Origin of the sequence: Corallococcus interemptor (assembly GCF_003668875.1) — a bacterium.
GTDB lineage: Bacteria > Myxococcota > Myxococcia > Myxococcales > Myxococcaceae > Corallococcus > Corallococcus interemptor.
On the sequence record NZ_RAWM01000013.1, the window covers coordinates 1 to 17,379 of the forward strand.

The 17,379-nt window shown below is 69.8% G+C and carries 15 protein-coding genes; 10 read left to right on the forward strand and 5 right to left on the reverse strand.

Annotated elements, in window-relative coordinates:
• The first annotated feature begins 123 nt into the window (after positions 1–123).
• The 5 genes from D7X96_RS07155 (at position 124) to D7X96_RS07175 (ending at position 6,982) form a co-directional block, all read left to right on the forward strand.
• The gene (locus D7X96_RS07155; RefSeq protein WP_121769317.1) at positions 124–2,538 is read left to right on the forward strand and encodes an acyl-CoA dehydrogenase family protein; all 2,415 of its coding nucleotides are present in this window, start codon (positions 124–126) and stop codon (positions 2,536–2,538) included.
• Complete coding sequence (locus tag D7X96_RS07160; RefSeq protein WP_121722299.1) at positions 2,535–3,053, forward strand: ester cyclase; 519 nt, start codon at positions 2,535–2,537, stop codon at positions 3,051–3,053. The genes D7X96_RS07155 and D7X96_RS07160 overlap by 4 nt, the downstream gene beginning before the upstream one ends.
• A gap of 137 nt (positions 3,054–3,190) precedes the next feature.
• Positions 3,191–4,495, forward strand: coding sequence for an MBL fold metallo-hydrolase (locus D7X96_RS07165; protein WP_244219484.1), 1,305 nt, complete (start codon positions 3,191–3,193; stop codon positions 4,493–4,495).
• Positions 4,488–4,937, forward strand: coding sequence for a DUF3293 domain-containing protein (locus D7X96_RS07170; protein ID WP_121722298.1), 450 nt, complete (start codon positions 4,488–4,490; stop codon positions 4,935–4,937). The genes D7X96_RS07165 and D7X96_RS07170 overlap by 8 nt, the downstream gene beginning before the upstream one ends.
• A 140-nt stretch (positions 4,938–5,077) precedes the next feature.
• Complete coding sequence (locus D7X96_RS07175) at positions 5,078–6,982, forward strand: bifunctional metallophosphatase/5'-nucleotidase (RefSeq protein WP_121769318.1); 1,905 nt, start codon at positions 5,078–5,080, stop codon at positions 6,980–6,982.
• Between the two features lie 9 nt (positions 6,983–6,991).
• Here the strand turns inward: D7X96_RS07175 and D7X96_RS07180 are convergent, their stop codons facing one another.
• The 4 genes from D7X96_RS07180 to D7X96_RS07195 form a co-directional block, all read right to left on the reverse strand.
• Positions 6,992–7,315 (reverse strand): hypothetical protein, encoded by a 324-nt coding sequence (locus D7X96_RS07180; RefSeq protein ID WP_233609572.1) that lies wholly within the window; start codon positions 7,313–7,315, stop codon positions 6,992–6,994.
• A gap of 213 nt (positions 7,316–7,528) precedes the next feature.
• Complete coding sequence (gene clpP / locus D7X96_RS07185; RefSeq protein WP_014399808.1) at positions 7,529–8,128, reverse strand: ATP-dependent Clp endopeptidase proteolytic subunit ClpP; 600 nt, start codon at positions 8,126–8,128, stop codon at positions 7,529–7,531.
• Between the two features lie 93 nt (positions 8,129–8,221).
• The gene (gene fumC, locus D7X96_RS07190) at positions 8,222–9,619 is read right to left on the reverse strand and encodes a class II fumarate hydratase (protein ID WP_121769319.1); all 1,398 of its coding nucleotides are present in this window, start codon (positions 9,617–9,619) and stop codon (positions 8,222–8,224) included.
• A 278-nt stretch (positions 9,620–9,897) separates the two neighbouring features.
• On the reverse strand, positions 9,898–10,599 hold the full coding sequence (locus D7X96_RS07195; protein ID WP_306449642.1) for a Uma2 family endonuclease: 702 nt from the start codon (positions 10,597–10,599) through the stop codon (positions 9,898–9,900).
• Here D7X96_RS07195 and D7X96_RS07200 point away from each other — a divergent pair.
• Together D7X96_RS07200 and D7X96_RS07205 are read left to right on the forward strand one after the other, a co-directional pair.
• The gene (locus D7X96_RS07200; protein ID WP_120547965.1) at positions 10,592–11,143 is read left to right on the forward strand and encodes a PDC sensor domain-containing protein; all 552 of its coding nucleotides are present in this window, start codon (positions 10,592–10,594) and stop codon (positions 11,141–11,143) included. The genes D7X96_RS07195 and D7X96_RS07200 overlap by 8 nt on opposite strands.
• Positions 11,144–11,169: 26 nt before the next feature.
• Positions 11,170–13,077, forward strand: coding sequence for a methyl-accepting chemotaxis protein (locus tag D7X96_RS07205; protein ID WP_121769320.1), 1,908 nt, complete (start codon positions 11,170–11,172; stop codon positions 13,075–13,077).
• 27 nt (positions 13,078–13,104) lie between these two features.
• On the opposite strand, the gene D7X96_RS07210 is transcribed toward D7X96_RS07205, so the two are convergent.
• Complete coding sequence (locus D7X96_RS07210) at positions 13,105–13,464, reverse strand: PspC domain-containing protein (protein ID WP_120547963.1); 360 nt, start codon at positions 13,462–13,464, stop codon at positions 13,105–13,107.
• Between the two features lie 273 nt (positions 13,465–13,737).
• On the opposite strand from D7X96_RS07210, the gene aceB reads away from it, so the two are divergent.
• The 3 genes from aceB (at position 13,738) to D7X96_RS07225 (ending at position 17,338) form a co-directional block, all read left to right on the forward strand.
• Complete coding sequence (gene aceB, locus D7X96_RS07215; RefSeq protein WP_121722295.1) at positions 13,738–15,360, forward strand: malate synthase A; 1,623 nt, start codon at positions 13,738–13,740, stop codon at positions 15,358–15,360.
• Positions 15,361–15,422: 62 nt separating this feature from the next.
• Entirely contained in the window at positions 15,423–16,709 is a 1,287-nt protein-coding gene (aceA, locus tag D7X96_RS07220; RefSeq protein WP_014399818.1) for an isocitrate lyase, read from the forward strand.
• Positions 16,710–16,924: 215 nt separating this feature from the next.
• Complete coding sequence (locus tag D7X96_RS07225) at positions 16,925–17,338, forward strand: hypothetical protein (RefSeq protein ID WP_120547961.1); 414 nt, start codon at positions 16,925–16,927, stop codon at positions 17,336–17,338.
• Positions 17,339–17,379: the final 41 nt, after the last annotated feature.

Consider the following 17,379-nt stretch of genomic DNA (forward strand, 5'->3'; position numbering starts at 1 on the left):
CCCCTGGGAGTCACCGCCCGCCCCCGGCCCCGTCCGGTGAACAGGTCCCCATTCCATCGTTGCCGGAGCCTTCCAGCGTGGCGACACTGCCCGGGTTCCGTACCCTCGCCTGGAGAGTCCAGCATGCTCGACGCCCCCTCCCGCCCCTCCGCCCGCGAGCTGCTGTCGCTCTCCAGCCTCGCCCCACTGGTCCCCATGCTGTACGTCGCCTGGACGGACGGCGAGCTGACGGGCGAGGAGCTCAAGGCCCTGGGCGCCGCGGCCCGCTCCCAGCCCTGGCTGGACCTCAAGTCCAGCACCGTCCTGGCCCTCTGGGTGGATCCGCTGCGTCCGCCCCCGCCCCGCGAGCTGGCCCTCGTGCGCGAACACATCCGCGCCACCGCGGAGAAGCTGGCCAGCAGTCAGCAGCAGAACCTGGCGGAGCTGGGCGTGCAGCTGGCCCAGGCGCTCGCGGGTGAAGCGCCCCTGAGCATCCCGCCCGCGGAGCTGTCCAAGGCCCTGGCCTCCATCGAGGCCACCCTGGGCGTGGATGGCAAGGAGGCCGTGCGCTCCCTGATGCCCAAGGCATCGCGCGTCCCGAAGGCGGAGCCCCGTTCGCACGCGGCGTCGTTCGACCCCGTGGCGATGACGGCCGTGCTGGAGCGCACCTACGCGGACGTGCGCCAGCGCGTGCGTGGATGGCTGGAGGACGCGGACTTCCGCTACAAGGAAGGGCTGTCCACCACCGCCTACCGCGACCAGGTCTTCGACTGGCTCAAGCACCTGGCCAACGACGGATTGGGACAGCTCGCCTACCCCAAGGGGCGCGAGGGCGGCGGGGACCTGGGCGCGTTCATCGCCGCCTTCGAGACGATGGCCTTCTTCGACCTGAGCCTCGTCATCAAGGCGGGCGTGCACTTCGGCCTCTTCGGCTCCAGCATCCTGTTCCTGGGCACGAAGCGGCACCACCAGAAGTACCTGCCCGGGGTCGCCTCGCTGGACCTGCCCGGCTGCTTCGCGATGAGCGAGCTGGGCCACGGCTCCAACGTGCGCGACTGCGAGACGGTGGCCCGCTACGACGCGGCCACCAGCGAGTTCGTCCTCCACACGCCGTCGGAGACCGCGCGCAAGGAGTGGATTGGCAACGCCGCCCGCCACGCGCGCATCGCCACCGTGTTCGCGCAGCTGGAGGTGGACGGGGAACGGCTGGGAGTCCACGCGCTGCTCGTCCCGCTGCGCGATGAGAAGGGCAAGGTCCTGCCCAACATCCGCATCGAGGACTGCGGCGAGAAGATGGGCCTCAACGGCGTGGACAACGGCCGGCTGTGGTTCGACCACGTGCGCGTGCCGCGCGAGAACCTGCTGGACCGCTACGGCCAGGTGACGGAGACGGGTGAATACACGTCCTCCATCACCGGCGACTCCAAGCGCTTCTTCACCATGCTGGGCGCGCTGGTGGCGGGCCGCGTGAGCGTGGCGTGCGCGTCCCTGTCCGCGGCCAAGAGCGCGCTGACCATCGCCGTGCGCTACGGCGACCTGCGCCGCCAGTTCGGCCCGCAGGGCGCGCCCGAGGTGCGCCTGTTGGACCACCAGGTGCACCAGCTGCGGCTGTTGCCGCTCGTCGCCAAGGCGTACGCGGTGGACTTCGCGCTGGAGTACCTGGTGGACCGCTACGTCCACCGCACGGAGGACGACGCGCGCGAGGTGGAGGCGCTGGCCGCGGGCCTCAAGGCCTACGCGTCGTGGAACGCCACCGCCACCATCCAGGAGTGCCGCGAGGCGTGCGGCGGCCAGGGCTACCTCACCGCGAACCGGTTCGCGTCCCTCAAGGCGGACACGGACGTGTTCACCACGTTCGAGGGCGACAACACCGTGCTCATGCAGCTGGTCGCCAAGGGCCTGCTCACGGGCTACCGCCAGCGCTTCGAGGACGACCGCGTCTTCGCCGTCCTGCGCCTGCTGGTGGATCAGGCCACCACGGTGTTCACGGACAGAAACCCCATCGCGGGCCGGCGCACGGACACGGACCACCTGCGCGACAGCGACTTCCAGCTGCGCGCCCTGCGCTTCCGGGAGGAGGCCCTGCTCGCGTCCGTGTCCAAGCGCATCCGCAAGCGGCTCACCGCGGGCGTGGAGGCCTTCGAGGCCTTCAACCAGGTGCAGGCGCACCTGCTGGCCCTGGCGCACGCGAGCGTGGAGCGCATCGTGCTGGAGCAGTTCCTGCGCGGCGTGGCGGCGGTGAAGGACGAAGCGCTCAAGCCGGTGCTGGGGCGCCTGGCGGACCTCTTCGGCCTGTCCTGCCTGGAGTCCGCCAGCGGCTGGTTCCTGGAGCACGGCTGGCTCACGGCCCCCAAGGCCCAGGCCATCCGCAAGGAGCGCGTGCTCCTGTGCGCGGAGCTGCGTCCGGATGCAGTGGGGCTGGTGGACGCCTTCGGGATTCCGGACACGTGCCTGGCCGCGCCCATTGGCCTGGGGCGGCTGGCGCCCGGCGGTGAACGGTTCGACGACACGGCGGCTGACAGTGCCCGTGCGGGCCCGGCAGATTCGCGCGCGTCATGAGGACCTGTGTTGTGTCGTGGGTGGTGCTGGGGCTCGTGGGGCTCACCGGTTGCGCGACGGTGTCCCCGGCGGAACGGGCCCAACAGGTGAGCGCGTCCAACAAGGAGCGCGCCCGCCTGTTCACCGAGGAGATCTACAACCAGAAGCGCCTGGAGCGCATCCCGGAGTACGTCGCGGCGGACTTCGTGGACCACTCCGAGGGCGCGCCCCAGGACCTGCGCGGCCCGGCCGTGGTGCGCACCCAGGCGGAAGCCGGCTTCACCCTGTTCCCGGACCTGAAGTTCGAGCTGCTCCACGTGCTGGCGGAGGACGACTGGGTGGTGGTGCGCTGGCGCGCGACGGGCACGGACACCCAGGGCCCGCCCACCGCGGACGGCAAATCGCGCCCGCTCACGTTCCTCGGGGACTCGCTGTACCGGCTGCGCGACGGTCGGCTGGTGGAGGCGTGGGACCTCACGGACCGGCTGGCCCCGCTGCTCCAGCGCGGGTTCAAGATCGTCCCGCCCGGGTCCTGAAGAGGTCCAGACCCGGCCCCACGCCGAACGGCCACGGGTCTGGAGCGACGCCGCCGGAGTCAGGAAAAACCGGGGCGTAGCGGGATGTCTCCCCATTGACACTGACGCACCGGACCCATCAGGGTCCGGGGATGAGGATGAACGCGGGACCCATGCGGGCCGCGGACAAGGCCCGACAGAAGGCCTTCCGCACGGCCTTTCCCTCCTACGGCCAGCGGCCGTCCTGGGGCGGCAGGTTGTTGCGCCTGTTCGGATGGGGCCTGCTCTTGCTGGGTGCGTTCCTGCTGGTCGTCGTCATTGACGGGTGGCGTGCGTTCGGCACGGGGGCGGAGGGAGCGCGGCTGGAGCGGATGAAGCGCTCGCCGCAGTGGCTGGACGGTGGCTTCGAGAACCCGCAGCCCATCCTCAACAACTGGGAGCGGACGCTGACGGACCTGTTCCACGCGAGCCCGGACAACACGCCCCGGATGCCGGTGGTGGTGGACCGCATCGACCCGAAGCGCTTCGCCACGCCGCCCGCGGACGGCCTGCGCGTCACCTGGATGGGGCACTCGTCCACGCTGGTGGAGGTGGACGGGCACCGCGTGCTCACCGACCCCATGTGGGGCGAGCGCACGTCGCCCCTGGGGTGGATTGGCCCGAAGCGCTGGTTCCCCGCGCCCATCGCGCTGAACGAGCTGCCGCCCATCGACGCGGTGGTGATTTCGCACGACCACTACGACCACCTGGACCACCACACCATCGAGGCGATGAAGGACTGGGACACCACGTTCGTGGTGCCGCTGGGCGTGGGCGCGCACCTGGAATACTGGGGCGTGCCCGCCAACCGCATCGTGGAGCTGGACTGGTGGGAGCGCACGAAGGTGAAGGGGCTGGACATCGTGTGCACGCCCGCGCGGCATGCGTCGGGCCGCTTCCTCCAGCAGAACAAGACGCTGTGGGCGGGCTGGGCGCTGGTGGGCCCCCAGCACCGCGTCTACTACTCCGGCGACACGGGCCTGTTCCCCGCCATGGAGGAGATTGGCGCGAAGCTGGGGCCGTTCGATTTGACGATGATTGAAACGGGTCAGTACGGCGCGGGCTGGCCGGACTGGCACCTGGGGCCGGAGCAGGCGGTGCTGGCCCACCGGCTGGTGCAGGGCCGGTTGTTCCTGCCGGTGCACTGGGGGCTGGTGACGCTGGCGTACCACGGCTGGACGGAGCCGGTGGAGCGCTCGCTGGTGGCCGCGAAGCATGACGGCGTGGGCATCACCACGCCCCGGCCCGGGCAGGACTTCCTCCCGCTGGCGCCGCCGCCCGTGGAGCGCTGGTGGCCCGACCGTCCGTGGAAGACGGCGGAGGAGGCCCCCATCGTGGCCAGCCAGATTCCGCCCAAGCTGCGCGAGGGACATCCCGCGCTGCCGCGGCTCCCGGTGCCCGCGGTCGTGACGCCGCATGAGTGATGTACGGCGGACGGCGCTGCACGCGGCCTTCCAGGCCACGGGCTACGTCGTCCGCGCGCACCCGCTCGTGGGAGACCGCAAGCACGTGCTGCGCGTGGGCGCTGAGCATCCGGCGCTCGACGCCGCGCTCACCGCGCGCGGCTTCGCCACCTGGGCCTTCCTCACCGCGTGGAACCCCCACGCGCACCCGCGCCCGCCCCGCACCAACGCGCGGCTTCAACAGCGCCTCCTCGCGCTGATTGAAGCCGAAGGCCGTGTGGCCCTGTCCGCCGTGGGCGTGGCCGACGACCGCCGCTGGTTCGAGGAGAGCCTCTTCGTCCCCGGCCTGTCCCGCGATGAGGCCCTGCGCATCGGCGGGCTGTTCGACCAGGAGGCCGTGCTCTGGGGCGCCGTGAGCGGCGTCGCGGAGCTGGTGATGTGCAGTGGGTCCGTCCGCACCTGAGCGCGCGTCAGGTGTCGAACAGGTCACATCCGCCGGGCCGGCATCCATTCGGAACCCCGCCCTCACGCGGGCGCCACGCGACGATGCCAGGGTCCGACACCTCGCTCGCTCAGCGCATCCCTGCCCAGGAGTCGTTCCCGATGCAGCCTTCCGTCCTCCGCGCGCGTGACGCCGCGCGCCCCAGCGTCTTCCTCCTCGCCGGTGCCTTCGTCACCGGCCTGCTGCTCGCCTTCCACGGCGGCTGCGGCAACAACGAGTGCACCAACGCCTTCGACTGCCAGGAGCAGAACCCCGCGCCGGAAGGCCAGGGCTGGACCTGCGTGGACCACGTCTGCCAGGCCGTCACCTTTCCGCCTCCACCGGGCAACACCGACGCGGGCACCGGCGATGACGACGCGGGCACCGGCGGCACCGTCGCCTTGAAGATCATCGCCTTCAACGACTTCCACGGGCAGCTGGAGCCCGCGACCGGCACTGGCGGCCAGATTGCCCAGGCCCTGCTGCCCGACGGCGGCGTGGACCCGGCCAGCCGCGTGAACGCGGGCGGCGCGGTGTACTTCGCGCGCTACGTCGCGGAGCTGCGCGCGAAGAGCCCGAACTCCATCGTGGTGTCCGCGGGTGACCTCATCGGCGCCACGCCGCTGCTCTCCGCGCTCTTCCACGACGAGCCCACCGTCGAGGCCATGAACCAGATCGGCCTGGACCTCGCCGCCGTGGGCAACCACGAGTTCGACGAGGGCGGCTCGGAGCTCTTGCGCATGCAGAACGGCGGCTGCCACCCGGTGGACGGCTGCCAGGACGGCACCGGCTTCTCCGGCGCGAGGTTCAAGTACCTCGCGGCCAACGTGGCCACCGACGTGGACCGCACCCTCTTCGCCCGCTACGACGTGCGCACCTTCGGCGGCGTGAAGGTGGCCTTCGTCGGCATGACGCTGGAAGGCACGGGGAAGATCGTCGTCCCCACGGGCGTGGCGGGGCTGGAGTTCAAGGACGAGGTGGCGACCGTCAACGCGCTGGTGCCGGAGCTGAAGGCGCAGGGCGTGAACGCCATCGTCGTCATCGTGCACGAGGGCGGGACGCCCGCGCCCGATTCGCTCTACGACGAGTGCAAGGGCCTGTCCGGCCCCATCGTGGACATCGCGCAGAACCTGGACCCGGCGGTGTCGGTCATCATCAGCGGCCACACCCACCAGGCCTACAACTGCACGCTGAGCGGCAAGCTCGTCACCAGCGCCGCGTCGGTGGGCCGGCTCGTCACGGACATCGACCTGACGCTGGACGCGGCCTCGGGCCAGGTGGTGAAGGCCCAGGCCCAGAACGTCATCGTCACCCGCACGGTGGAGCCGGACCCCACCCTCACGGAGCTCGTCGCCCGCTACAGGGGGCTGACGGCGCCGCTGGAGGGCCGCGTCATTGGCTGGGTCGCGGAGACGCTCACCCGCAGCAACCTCCAGCGGGACCCCACCGGCCAGTCCACCCTGGGCTTCGTCATCGCGGACGCCCAGTTGGAGGCCACGAAGCCCGCGGCCCTGGGCGGCGCCCAGATTGCGTTCATGAACCCGGGCGGCGTGAGAACCGACCTCGTGTACGACCCGGCCGACCCCAACGGCGCCGGCGCCGTCACCTACGGCGAGGCGTTCACCGTGCAGCCCTTCAGCAACACGCTGGTCACCATGACCCTGACGGGCGCGCAGATTGAACGCCTGCTGGAGCAGCAGTTCCGCACGGGCGACCTCACCCGCATCCTCCTCCCGTCCGCGGGCTTCCAGTACGCGTTCAGCGCGTCGGCGCCCATCGGCTCCAAGGTGGACCCCGCCAGCATCCGGCTGAACGGCGTCACGGTGGATCCCGCCGCCAGCTACCGCGTGACGACGAACAACCTCCTCGCCCCGGGCGGCGACAATTTCACCGTCTTCGCGGAGGGCACGAACACCATGGGCGGCGCGGTGGACCTGGATGCGCTGGAGGCGTACTTCAAGGCGAAGAGCACCCAGGCGAACCCGCTGCCGGCCCCGTCGCTGGACCGCATCACGCGGCTGCCCTGAAGCCGCGTCTCAGCGGAACCCCGAGCCCCCGGTCGCGGGGCTCGCCACGCTGGGCCGAAGGGCACTGTTCGTGATGGGGATGGGCGTGATGTCCAGGCGCCGCGCCCCTGTCACGCGCTGCGCCAGCTCATCGAAGTTCAGCGCCAGGATGTTCCCGGAGCCCTCCTCCGGGAGCGCGAAGCGGATCCGCCAGTAGTTGGGGCTGATCCGCAACGCCTCACTGTCACCGCTGTCCGCCAGCAGGATGGCGTTCTGCCGCGAGTACTCCGCGCCCGCCTCGACGATGTTGCGCTCGCCCAGCTCCGCCTGCACCGACTGGGAATTGGGCGGCACGGGAGTACGGCCCGAAGGGCCTGTGGCACATCCCACGCCCACCAGGAAGGCAGGCAATAGAGCAGCGGCAAGGAGACGGGGAGCCATGTCCAGACTCTGGACACGCCCCCGTCAAGCTGCACCGTGGGGCAGCTTGCGGAGCCGTCACCCATCGCATGCCTGCCCGGAGCAGCGGCACGGAGCCTGCTCCTCCGGTCCCTGCTGGAATGAATGCTACTTGGGCGCCGGCACGCCGGACGCGCGCTCCACGACCTCGTCGATGAGGCCGTACTGCCGGGCCTCCTCGGCGCTCATGAAGTAGTCGCGCTCGGTGTCCTTCTCGATGCGCTCGATGGTGTGGCCCGTGTGCTTCACGAACAGGCCATTGAGGTACGTGCGCAGCCGGAGGATTTCCTTCGCCTGGATGTCGATGTCCGTCGCCTGGCCCTGCGCGCCGCCCAGCGGCTGGTGAATCATGATGCGGCTGTTGGGCAGGGCGTAGCGCTTGCCCTTGGAGCCGGCCAGGAGCAGCAGCGCGCCCGCGGAGGCCGCCTGGCCCACGCAGATGGTGGACACCGGGCACTTGACGTACTGCATCGTGTCATACATCGCGAGCGCCGCCGTGACGGAGCCACCGGGCGAGTTGATGTAGAGGTTGATGCCCTTGTCCGGGTCCTCGGACTCCAGGAACAGCAGCTGGGCGACGATGAGGTTGGCCACATCGTCGTTGATGGGCGTGCCCAGGAGGATGATGCGGTCCTTGAGCAGACGGCTGTAGAGGTCGTACGCCCGCTCGCCGCGGTGCGTGGTCTCAATGACGAAGGGGACGTTCATGGCCCCCGTACCCTAATCGTCCCCCAGCGCGCGCGCTCCCCCCTTCTTGCGGGAGCGTGCGCTGTCCCACGATTGGGCGGGTCGGAGGCGGGCCTACAGGTTCCCGGTCATCTTCTCCGGGCGCACCCACTGGTCGAACTGCTCGGCGGTGACGAGCCCCAGCTCCACCGCCACCTCCTTCAGCGTCTTGCCCTGCTTGTGCGCCGTCTTGGCGATCTTCGCCGCGTTGTCGTAGCCGATGTGCGGGTTGAGCGCGGTGACGAGCATCAGGCTGCGCTGGAGGTTCTCCTGCAGGCGCGGGAGGTTGGGCTCGATGCCCACCGCGCAGTTGAGGCGGAAGCTGCGCATGCCGTCCGCGAGCAGCCGGCAGCTCTGCAGGAAGTTCTGGATGATGAGCGGCTTGAAGACGTTGAGCTCGAAGTTGCCGGACGCGCCGCCCAGGGAGATGGCCACGTCGTTGCCCATCACCTGGGCGGACAGCATGGTGAGCGCCTCGCTCTGCGTGGGGTTCACCTTGCCCGGCATGATGGAGCTGCCCGGCTCGTTCTCCGGGATGTTGATTTCGCCAATGCCCGAGCGCGGCCCGGACGACAGCCAGCGGATGTCATTGGCCACCTTGAACAGCACCGCCGCCAGCCCCTTGAGCGCGCCGTGCCCCTGCACCAACGCGTCGTTCGCCGCCAGCGCCTCGAACTTGTTGGGCGCGGTGACGAAGGCGTGGCCGGTGAGCTTCGCGATTTCGGCCGCCACGCGCTCGGCGTAGCCCGGGGGCGCGTTGAGGCCGGTGCCCACGGCGGTGCCGCCCAGCGCCAGCTCCAGGAGGTGCGGCAGGGACGCCTCGATGTGGCCCTTCGCGCGGTCCAGCTGCGCCACGTAGCCGCTGAACTCCTGGCCCAGCGTGAGCGGCGTCGCGTCCTGCAGGTGCGTGCGGCCAATCTTCACGATGGACCCGAAGGCCAGGGACTTCTGGGCCAGCACGTCGCGCAGGGCCACGAGCTCCGGCAGCACGTGCTTCACCACGGCCTCCACGGCGGCCACGCTCATCGCGGTGGGGAACACGTCGTTGGAGCTCTGGCCCTTGTTGACGTCGTCGTTGGGGTGGACCTTGCGGCCCTCGCCGCGCTCGCCGCCCAGCAGCTCCGAGGCGCGGTTGGCCAGCACCTCGTTGCAGTTCATGTTCGTCTGGGTGCCGCTGCCGGTCTGCCACACCAGGAGGGGGAACTCGTCGTCATGCTGGCCGGCGAGCACCTCATCCGCGGCCTTCACGATGGCCTGGGCCTTCTCCTTGGGGAGCGAGCCGTTCTCCTGGTTCACCAGCGCCGCGGCCTTCTTCACCAGCACCAGCGCGTGCACGAGCGCCAGGGGCATGCGCTCCGAGGAGATGGCGAAGTTCTGGCGGCTGCGCTGGGTCTGCGCGCCCCAGAGCCGGTCGGCGGGGACTTCGATGGGACCAAAGGTGTCCTTCTCGATGCGGACGTTCTTCGTGCTCACGGTGGGCCTCTCCAGTCAGGAACGCGGTCTGCGAGCGATTAACACCGCCACCCACTCACCACCGGAGCCCCCGGGCGTTAGTGTCACGTCGTGAGCACCGCTGGAATCATCAAGGCCCCCTTCCTGGCCCAGGAGCGAGGCACGCCCATGCGCCGCGTCCCGGAGGCCCAAGCTGCCCTGAGCCGTCACCGGCTCCAGAGCCTGCTCAAGTCCAGAGGCACCGCATCGAAGGGAACAGCATTCACGGTGCCTCTTCCGAGGTGGACCTCGTGCAGGCGCTACTGGCCGTCCTGGAGACGGTGGATCTCCAGCCCCTCCGCCAGCGGGTCGATGAACCACAGCCACTCCACGCCCGCGCGCGCATAGACGCGCATCTTCGGGCTGCGGTCCCAAGCCAGCGTGACGTCGGACACGACCTCGCACACCCAATCCGGCACGAGTGAGAAGTAGGGCACGTTGGGCATGTAGGGCATCCGCTCTCGTCGCCAGGCAGTGATGTTGGGAACCAATGCATCACCCGACTTCAAGAACCGCAGCTCTGGCTCCTTGAGGATGAACCATCCTCCTGGCCCATCGACGCCCTGGTCGAAGGGACCGTCCAGGAAGGCCCCCAACTTCGATGCCGCGCGCGTGTGGCGGGACGCGGGACGTGGGCTGACGACCAGCTCTCCCTCGATGATTTCCCCCACCTTCGTCGGTGGCACGTCCTCGAGGTCAGCGTATGTGGCCAGCGTTCTGGTTCCCATCACCATGAGAGAGAGGATGCACCCTACCCATAACATCCTCAAGCCAACGGCCGACCCAGCCGGCACACGGAGGCAGGAGGACAAGCCCGTGCAGTGCCGTCTGCCTTGAAGCCGGTGAAAACAAGCTTTGATTGAATTATTCAAATCACGCCTGCCTGGGTGACGGCGCGAGCTGTTCCGTGTCACACTTTTCTCAATCGTTCTCACGGCTCCTGGGGGCGCCTGGATGTCCATGCATTGGCTGGGTTTGGCGCTGGCTGCCTGGGGGCAGCTGCCACCGGACGGCGTCGCGCAGCTCCGGAAGGTGGACGGCGTGATGCCCCACCTGCGGCGTCTGGCGGAAGACCCGGAGGTGGTGCGCGCCCTGCGCGCCCAGAACGCGCGCGGCACACCTCTCGCCACCATCCAGCAGCTGGACTCGGAGTGGATGGCCACACCGGCCCTCACGCCCCACAAGCAGCGCGTGCTGGACGGCCCGTGCACGGGCGCGCTCCTGCGCCTGCGGGAGACGCTGGGCCCGGCCCTGGCGGAGTCCTTCGCCATGGATGACCAGGGCGCGCTCGTCTGCGCCAGCCGGCGCACGTCCGACTACTGGCAGGGCGACGAGGACAAGTGGCGCCTCACCTACGCCCAGGGCCGCGGCGGCCCCGTGCTGAAGGAGGCCCCCTTCTTCGACGAGTCCACCCAGGCCTACGTCATCCAGGTGTCCCTCCCCGTCCGCGACGGCGCCCGCGTCATCGGAGCGCTCACCGTGGGCCTGTCCCTGCTCGACCTGTGACAACCGTCCACCCGGGTTCCTCACGCATGCGCCTGTTGTCCGGATTGAAGTTGCGCGGCCGCCTCACGCTGTGGATCTGCCTGCTGCTCGTCGCGGCGCTCGTCCCCGCCGTCGGCGCGGGGGTCCACGTCATCCGGCGCAACCTGGAGCAGCAGGTGCGCGGCGTCCTCCAGGTGGAGGCGGACGGCCTGCGGGACCTCATCGAAGCCTCGCTGCACGAGCGCGAAGCGAACGCCCGCGCGTGGACCGAGGACGCCATCGTGCGCGGCGCGCTCCTCTTCGACACCTACGCCAAGAGCGACGCGGTGCTCACCTCGCTCAACGGCCGGCACACCAGCTTCGCGGGCCTGGTGCTCTTCACCCCCGACGGACGCGCCGTCTCCGTCAGCCAGCCCCAGCTGCGCCAGGCCTTCGCCGGACGCGAACAGGAGGTGCGCGCTTCCCTCTGGTTCCAGGCCGCGCTGGAGGACCGGCTGGACCCCGCCATCCTCACCGGCGCGCTCGCGAAGAAGGACCCGTTCCTGGACCGCCTCGTGATGCCCCTGGCCCTGCCCGTGCTCAGCCCCATCTCCGGCGCGCGCGTGGGCGTGCTGCTGGCCGCGTATGACTGGGGCCAGCTGGAGAAGGTCGTCACGGGCGCGCTCCAGCGGGCCCAGGACCGGGGACAGAAGAGCTTCACCCTGGAGATCCTCACCCCGGACGGCCAGAGCCTCTTCAGCGCCCGCGCGGAGGGCACGCCGAACCTCTCCAATCCCGTGCGCGCCGAGGCCCACAAGGACGCCAACCACCGCTTCTCCGCGGGCCAGGACTGGCGCTTCGTGGCGGCGCTGGAGGAGACCGAGGCCTTCCTCCCCCTGGGGCGCTTCCTGCAACTGAGCCTGCTCGCGGGCGCCGCGCTCCTGGGGATCGCCGTCCTGGCCGCCTGGGCCCTGGCGCGCGGCGTGACGCGGCCCATCGCCACGCTGAGCGAGCTCGTCACCCGCGTGGTGCGCGAGGGCGACCTCACCCAGAAGGTGGAGGCCCACGGCCACCAGGACGAGGTGGGCGAATTGGCCTCCGCCTTCTCCCGGATGATGGACCACCTGCGCGAGTCCACCACCAGCCTCCAGCAGGCCACCCGCGTGCTGGGGCAGACCGTGGGCGAGCTCACCCAGGCCACCGAGCAGCAGGAGCGCATCCTCACCCGGCAGGGCGCCGCCATCCAGGAGACGCAGGTCACCGCGAAGGAGATCCAGCAGACCTCGCAGCTGGCCGCGGAGCGCTCGCAGGCGGTGCTGGCGCTGGTGGCGCGGGCGCGCGAGGTGGGCGGCTCCGGCCAGACGGCGCTCGGCGCCAGCCTGGACGGCTTCGAACAGCTGCGCGACCACGGCACGCGCCTGGCGGAGGGCATCTCCTCCCTCCACGAGCGCACGCACCAGATTGGCGGCATCACCCAGACGGTGAAGGACCTGGCGGACCAGTCCAACATGCTCGCGCTCAACGCGGCCATCGAAGCCGCGCGCTCCGGCGAGCACGGCAAGGGCTTTGGCGTGGTGGCGCGCGAAATCCGGAGCCTCGCGGACCAGTCCATCCAGGCCACCGACCGCGTGCGCGACATCCTGGACGCCATCCGCGGCGGCATCCGCGACACCGTGGCGCTGTCGGAAGAAGGCCAGCGCCACTCCGAGGCGGGCCTGGCGCAGGTGCGCGAAAGCGGTCAGAGCCTGCGCGCGCTGGCGGACATCATCCAGGACAACGCGTCCGCGGCCCAGCAGATCGCCGCCGCCGTCATCCAGCAGAACGCCGGCATCGCCCAGATCTTCATGGCCGTCACGGACCTGTCCCGGATGATGGACGACACGCTCCAGGCCATGCACGGCACGCAGCGGATGACGCTCGCGCTGCGCGGCGTGGCCGAGCGCATGGAGACCGTGGCGGGCGTCTGGCGCGTCTAGCGGGACGCACCCGACGCCGGCCACACGTCAGACGCGCTTCTCCCAGCGGGGCGAGTCGTCGTCCACCGGCGTGTTCGCCACCTTGGACACCCAGTCCAGCGTCCCCTGCAGCGGGGCGCGGCCGTAGGCCTTCGCCGGGATGAACGCCCAGAGCAGCAGGTAGAGCGCCGCGCTCATCCCCGCGGAGGCGAACAGCATCAGCACGAACGCCACCCGCACCAGCGAAACATCCACGTCCAGCTCGCGCGCCAGCGCCGAGCAGACGCCCAGCAGCGCCCGCCCCTCGCCCCGGTGCATCGGCACGGTGCGCTTGCGGCAGTGCGGGCAGCGCAGCGCCTCCCCGGACAGCTCCCTCGAACAGGCCCTGCAGCGTGTCGTGACGTCCATGAGGTGACCTCTCCGTCAGGCCCCCGCTTGGCACATGGGGGTCTCATTCCTACCTACGGAAACCCGCGGGCCCGATTGCGCACTCCCCCCGGCGCTGTGATTCCGGGGGGTTGTGTCCCGCTGCGTCAGGCGATTTACAGATTTAATCCAGAGGATGTTGACGGGCTTACAGGCAAGCGGCTTCTAATTGACCAAGGCTTCCCTTCCCTAGACGGGAGGGGCATCTTTCAGCCCGTTGAGCCGTTTTTACAACGCATCACGTCAGGAGCCGACATGGACGCGCGCACCTCCCAGAATCCTCCGGCCTTCGGCCCCGGCGTGACCGTGGAGGGGGCCTGGCATCCGGACTACGCGGAGGTGCTGACGCAGGACGCCATGGCCTTCGTGGCGAAGCTGGTCCGCGCCTTCGGTGAACGGCGGGAAGCCCTGCTGGAGCGGCGCAAGAAGGTGGCCCAGGCGTGGCGCAAGGGCGAGCGCCCGCACTTCCTCCCGGAGACGGCGGAGGTCCGCAAGGGCGACTGGCAGGTGTCCCCGGTGCCGGCGGACCTGCAGGACCGGCGCGTGGAAATCACCGGTCCGGTGGACCGCAAGATGATCATCAACGCGCTCAACTCCGGCGCCAGCGTCTTCATGGCGGACTTCGAGGACGCCAACAGCCCCACCTGGGACAACGTGGTGCGCGGCCAGCTGAACCTGCGCGACGCGGTCCGGAAGACCATCTCCTTCACGGCGGAGAACGGGAAGCACTACGCGCTGAATGACAAGCACGCGGTGCTCTTCGTGCGCCCGCGCGGCTGGCACCTGCCGGAGCGCCACGTGCGCATCGACGGCAAGCCCATCTCCGGCTCGCTCTTCGACTTCGGCCTGTTCTTCTTCCACAACGCGCGCGAGCAGCTGAAGCGCGGCACGGGCCCCTACTTCTACCTGCCCAAGATGCAGAGCCACCTGGAGGCCCGGCTGTGGAACGACGTGTTCCAGCTGGCCCAGAAGGAGCTGGGCATCCCGAACGGCACCATCAAGGCCACGGTCCTCATCGAGACGCTGCCCGCCGCGTTCGAGATGGACGAGATCCTCTACGAGCTGCGTGAGCACTCGGCCGGCCTCAACTGCGGCCGCTGGGACTACATCTTCAGCTTCATCAAGACGCTCCAGTCCGACGCGTCCGTGGTGCTGCCCGACCGCGGGCAGGTGACCATGGACAAGGGCTTCCTCAACGCCTACTCGCAGCTGCTCATCCAGACCTGTCACCGCCGGGGCGCGCACGCCATGGGCGGCATGGCCGCCTTCATCCCCATCAAGGGGGACACGGCCGCCAACGACGCGGTGATGGCCAAGGTCCGCGCGGACAAGGAGCGCGAGGCGAACAACGGCCATGACGGCACCTGGGTGGCGCACCCGGGCCTGGTCCCCGTGGCGAAGGACATCTTCGACGCGCGGATGAAGGGCCCCAACCAAGTGGCCAACAAGCGCGAGGACGTGCGCGTCACGGAGGCGGACCTGCTCAAGGTGCCGTCCGGCACGCGCACGGAAGAGGGCCTGCGCCACAACATCCGCGTGGGCATCCAGTACACCGCCGCGTGGCTGGGCGGCCTGGGCTGCGTGCCGCTCTACAACCTGATGGAGGACGCGGCCACGGCGGAGATCTCCCGCGCCCAGGTGTGGCAGTGGATCCACCACGAGGCCACGCTGGAGGACGGCCGCAAGGTGACGCCGGAGCTGTTCCGCAAGCTGCTCGAGGAGGAGATGGCTCGGATGGGCCGCGAGGGCGCCGTGGAGCGCTACGGCCAGGCGCACATGGAGAAGTCCCGCGCCCTCTTCGAGCAGCTGTCCACCGCCTCCGCCTTCGAGGACTTCCTCACCCTGCCGGCCTACGAGGCCCTCGACCCGCGGTCCTGAGCTCTTCCAACCGCTTCAACGACGTTCCTTCCACCCTTCACTCAAGCCCGAGGAGTCCTGGCATGTACGACGCGACGCCGACCACTTCCGATGCCTCCCCTCACGCGAAGCTCCACGCCCAGCGCTTCGAGGGAATCAAGCGCAACTACACCGAGAAGGACGTGGAGAAGCTGCGCGGCTCCATCCGCGTGAGCTACACGCTGGCGGAGCTGGGCGCCCGCCGCCTCTGGGAGCTGCTCCACACGGAGGACTACATCAACGCGCTGGGCGCGCTCACCGGCAACCAGGCCGTGCAGATGGTGCGCGCGGGCCTCAAGGCCATCTACCTGTCCGGCTGGCAGGTCGCCGCGGACGCGAACAACGCCGGCCAGATGTACCCGGACCAGAGCCTCTACCCGGCGGACTCCGTCCCCTCCGTGGTGAAGAAGATCAACAACGCCCTGCGCCGCGCGGACCAGATTGACCACGCGGAGGGCCGCAAGGACCGCAACTGGTTCGCGCCCATCATCGCGGACGCGGAGGCCGGCTTCGGCGGTCCGCTCAATGCCTATGAGCTGATGAAGGGCATGATCGAAGCGGGCGCCGCGGGCGTGCACTTCGAGGACCAGCTGGCCAGCGAGAAGAAGTGCGGCCACATGGGCGGCAAGGTGCTGGTGCCCACCAGCCACTTCGTGCGCACGCTGACCGCGGCGCGCCTGGCGGCGGACGTGATGGGCGTGCCCACGCTGCTCGTGGCCCGCACGGACGCGGACAGCGCCAAGCTGCTCATGAGCGACGCGGACGAGTACGACCACGCCTTCATCGACAAGGCGGCGGGCCGCACGGGCGAGGGCTTCTACCGCATCAAGGGCGGCCTGGAGTGCGCCATCGCGCGCGGCCTGGCCTACGCCCCGTACGCGGACCTGGTGTGGTGCGAGACCAGCACCCCGGACCTCGCGCAGGCCAAGGCCTTCGCAGAGGGCATCCGCAAGCAGTTCCCCAACAAGATGCTCGCGTACAACTGCTCGCCGTCCTTCAACTGGAAGAAGAACCTGGACGACAGCACCATCGCCAAGTTCCAGCGCGAGCTGGGCGCCATGGGCTACAAGTTCCAGTTCGTCACCCTGGCGGGCTTCCACGCGCTGAACTTCTCCATGTACGAGCTGGCCCGTCAGTACAAGGACCGCGGCATGGCGGCCTACAGCGAGATGCAGCAGTCCGAGTTCGGTGCGGAGAAGCACGGCTACACCGCCACGCGCCACCAGCGCGAGGTGGGCACCGGCTACTTCGACCAGGTCGCCGAAGTCATCTCCGGCGGCAGCGCCAGCACCCTGGCCCTGCACGAGTCCACCGAGGCCCACCAGTTCTAGGCCCGGCGGATCATCCTGAAGGCTGAGCAGCGCTGAAGGCCGCGGCGTCCCAGGGGGAAATTCCCTGGGATTTCGCGGCCTTCGCTGTTTGTAGGGCGGAAGAGGCAACTTCCCCGGGCCCAGGGCGATAATGGGGAGAACGAACTTGAAGCCCCACGGGTACGCCTTCGGGTGTGCCTCTTCAGTCGACCGGGGCCTTTTTGACGGGAGCCGCCATGAACCGCATCACGTCCCTCTCCGGTCCGCGGGTGCAGCCGGCCACGACGAACACCGCCTCCTCCGTGTCGGGCAGCCGCTTTGGCTCGCTCATGTCGGGCGCGGCCGCGCAGCCGAAGACGGGCGCGCAGCTGACGGGCGCGTCGGTGGTGTCGTCGGCGCTGGCGCAGATGGGGGCCACGCCGCACGGCTCACTCCTGGGCACCTACACCTCGGGCGCCACCTCCACGCCGGTGAACGTCACCGGGCAGCAGCCCCAGCAGCAGGCCGCGGCCTCGCAGACGGGCACGGGCGCGGAGCCCAAGAGCGAGGAGCTGCAGGCGATTGAAGACCTGGCCACCATGTCCGCGGTGTCCATGTCCCAGTCCATCCTGCACATGGGCGGCATGAAGCTGGACCTGGAGCGCGAGTAGTCCCCTCGCCCCAGGCCGTCTTCACAGCACTGACTTCATGA